Source organism: Candidatus Magnetaquicoccus inordinatus (assembly GCF_004217665.1).
GTDB classification, from domain to species: Bacteria; Pseudomonadota; Magnetococcia; order Magnetococcales; family Magnetaquicoccaceae; genus Magnetaquicoccus; species Magnetaquicoccus inordinatus.
Genome location: NZ_RXIU01000047.1, coordinates 16,467 through 19,419 on the forward strand (window position 1 = coordinate 16,467; position 2,953 = coordinate 19,419).

Genomic DNA, 2,953 nt, shown 5'->3' on the forward strand with positions numbered 1-2,953 from the left:
ACAACTGATTCCGCCACTCCCTGCACAACGGTTTATTTACTGTTGGTGCACTGCATGGGACACAAATATCCTTGAGTACCAAAACGGCTGTGACACTCTGTAGCACACCAATTTTTTCCATCCACCCGGTAGCCTGCGGCACCGCACAGATTATAAATTGCCTCCAAAGCCAGATCGGCTGTGGCATAGTGATGTTCACCAATTTTACTCATCAACCCGGTGGCACGAAACACATCCAACACCTGTTTTTTCAACCCGCAAAACAGCATCACAATTCCTTGTTCGTGCAAACGCTCCATGACACTGTGAATCACCTCTTCGCCAGAGGAGTCGATATCATTGATCCCATCACCAACAATCAAGATATATTTGGTTCCTGGATTGTCGGCGATGGCATGCAGCACCGCATCCTCAAAATAGGCCACATTGGCAAAATAGAGACGACCATCAAAACGGATGGCAGTCACAATGGCAGAGGTGGGCAGCTTGTTGACTCGGGCATCGCGCAACGAACCATCAGGACTGCGTCCCAAAATGGCCACCCGTGGTTTCATGGTATGGTAGAGAAAGAGTCCCAGAGAGAGAAAAGTACCTACCATGATCCCTTTATCCAAATGCGGAGCGGCCAACAAGGTGACTGCAAAGGTCACCCCCACCACCACCCCATCGATATGGCTGGCCTGCCAGGTATGCTTGATGGCCGTGGGAGTCAATAGACTGCTGGCAGCAAAGAGGATGATCACTGCCAAAACCGCCTTGGGCAGATCGTAGAGATAAGGGGTCAGAAAAAGAAGGGTGACCCCGACAAACAGCCCATTGAAGACCATGGCAAAGCCGGTCTTCGCACCCGCCTGCAGATTGATTGCGGAGCCGGTAAAGGAGCCGCATGCCGGATAGGCTTGGAAAAATGCTCCGCCCAGATTGGCCACTCCCTGACCGATCAACTCTTGATTGGGATCGATCAACTGTTTGGATTTGGTTGCCATTGCTTTGGCCATGGAGATCGACTCCATAAAAGCCACCAAAGAGATAATCATGGCAGCAGGCAGCAGCACCATAAAGGCATCCAGATCCAGTTTTGGCATACGAAAAGAGGGCAAACCGGCAGGTATGGTGCCGACAATATCGCCACCACTGCTCATTTGTACTTTATTGCCAAGGATTTTCTTGATGTGCCATTCGCGGCCATCGCTTTCCACACCGCTGGGCAGCTCCCCTTCCAGGTAGAAAAGCGATTTACCATTGCTCAACTCTTTGCCACGCACAAACTCCATGCGATTGATCTGTCTCTGACTCAATTGGTTGGCCTTTTTCAAAGCATCCATATCCAGATTAAGCATATTGATGGCATGGTTGAGATTAATCGCCACTCTGGCATTGCCCTCTTTGCCAGCAGCGCGGAGTTGAGTCGATTTTTCGGTAAACTCTCCCATCAACTCGGTAATTTTTTGCTCATTAGTGGCAAAACCAGCAATTTTACTCTGCGCAGATGCGGTAGCAATTTGCTCCAGGGAGATTTTTTCTTGATTGGCAAAACCGGCAAAATGGCTGATCAAGGTGGTAATGACCACGACAATCAAAACGCTTGGTTTGGCCAAAAAGGAGACCTTTTTCAAGGTCAACATCAACACTCCCGCCAAGACCGACATCGCCAAGGTTGGCAGATGGGTGAGGGGAAGATAGCCGAACATCTCCCAGATATCTTTCAAAAATGAATCACTGCGCCCTTTTGGAATACCCAGCAGCATATCGAGTTGCGACAAAGCAATGATGATGGCCGCAGCATTCATGAAGCCGAGAATGACCGGGTGCGATACAAAGTTGACGATGGTTCCCAGCTTGACCACGCCCAAAAGCAACTGGATGATCCCCACCAATAGCGCCAGCAAGAGAGCCAAACCGACAAACTCCTCGGTCATCGGCACTGCCAACGGGGTTACCGCGGCAGCGGTCATCAAGGAGACCACCGCCACCGGTCCGGTGGCCAGTTGTCGGCTGGAGCCCCATAATGCTCCCAGAAAAGCCGGAACCAAAGCTGTATAGAGCCCAAAATAGACTGGCAATCCAGAGAGTTGGGCATATGCCATCGCTTTGGGAACCAGAACCAACGCCCCGGTAATCCCAGCCATCAGATCATCACGTAATACCAACGAAGGAATTGGAAACCAGCTCAGAAAGGGAAAAAACCGCGTCATCAACCTGCTGTTGTTCATATGGATCCTCAATAAGAGGCCAGACAACTTGACACAATGTACCCACAAAAAGTGTAGCTGCCGGGCAAGGAAACTGGCAACAAAAGATGAGCTGGCAAACGAGGAGGATTGGCAGAGGGAGATCTCTTCAACCCAACGGCAGAAAAAAAGCAACACTCTCCCATACCTTGATCCCAATGGCAGCGCAACCCCCCTATACCATGGGGTATGCTCCACCGTCAAGGCACTGGTAGCCGGAATAAGGCAGAATGATGAAAAATATTAAGGAACTTTTTTCTGTTTTATGAACCGCTTGTTTTATATCTCCTTCCTGATACGCGCTTGTTTTGGGAAAAAAAAGCACTCTCGACAGCCTCTCTCCCTGCACACTGCAGCATAAAGAGAGGATCGCGCTGTGCCAGCACTGCATGCACATTTTGCAGAGCATAAGAGTCAATAGCAGATTGTATTCCAATATTTTTTTGCAATAATATCATATATATAAATTTAACATCACCATCCCATCCGCAATAGCTATTGAATTTTGCAACACTGGATCGACCAATCCTCTCCCCAAAACTCCCGAAGCACTGCCGCAACAACACATTGTAAAATCAGTTGTACAGCGCTGCAGAAAAGGCAGGGCAATCGCATTTGCCAATTTTCTCACTGTTGCCACAAGCGAAACTGTGCATGTCGGGCATCCGCCCTCCCAAAGAGTGCCCCTTGTGGGCACAAATCTGTGCGGCGTGCGCGAATGC

The 2,953-nt window shown here is 49.6% G+C and carries 1 protein-coding gene; it reads right to left on the bottom strand.

Annotated features, from left to right (window positions below):
* Positions 1-32: 32 nt before the first annotated feature.
* Positions 33-2,213 carry a SulP family inorganic anion transporter gene (locus EJP87_RS05715; protein ID WP_130470901.1) on the bottom strand — a complete coding sequence of 727 codons (2,181 nt, stop codon included), beginning with the start codon at positions 2,211-2,213 and terminating at the stop codon, positions 33-35.
* Positions 2,214-2,953 lie beyond the last annotated feature (740 nt).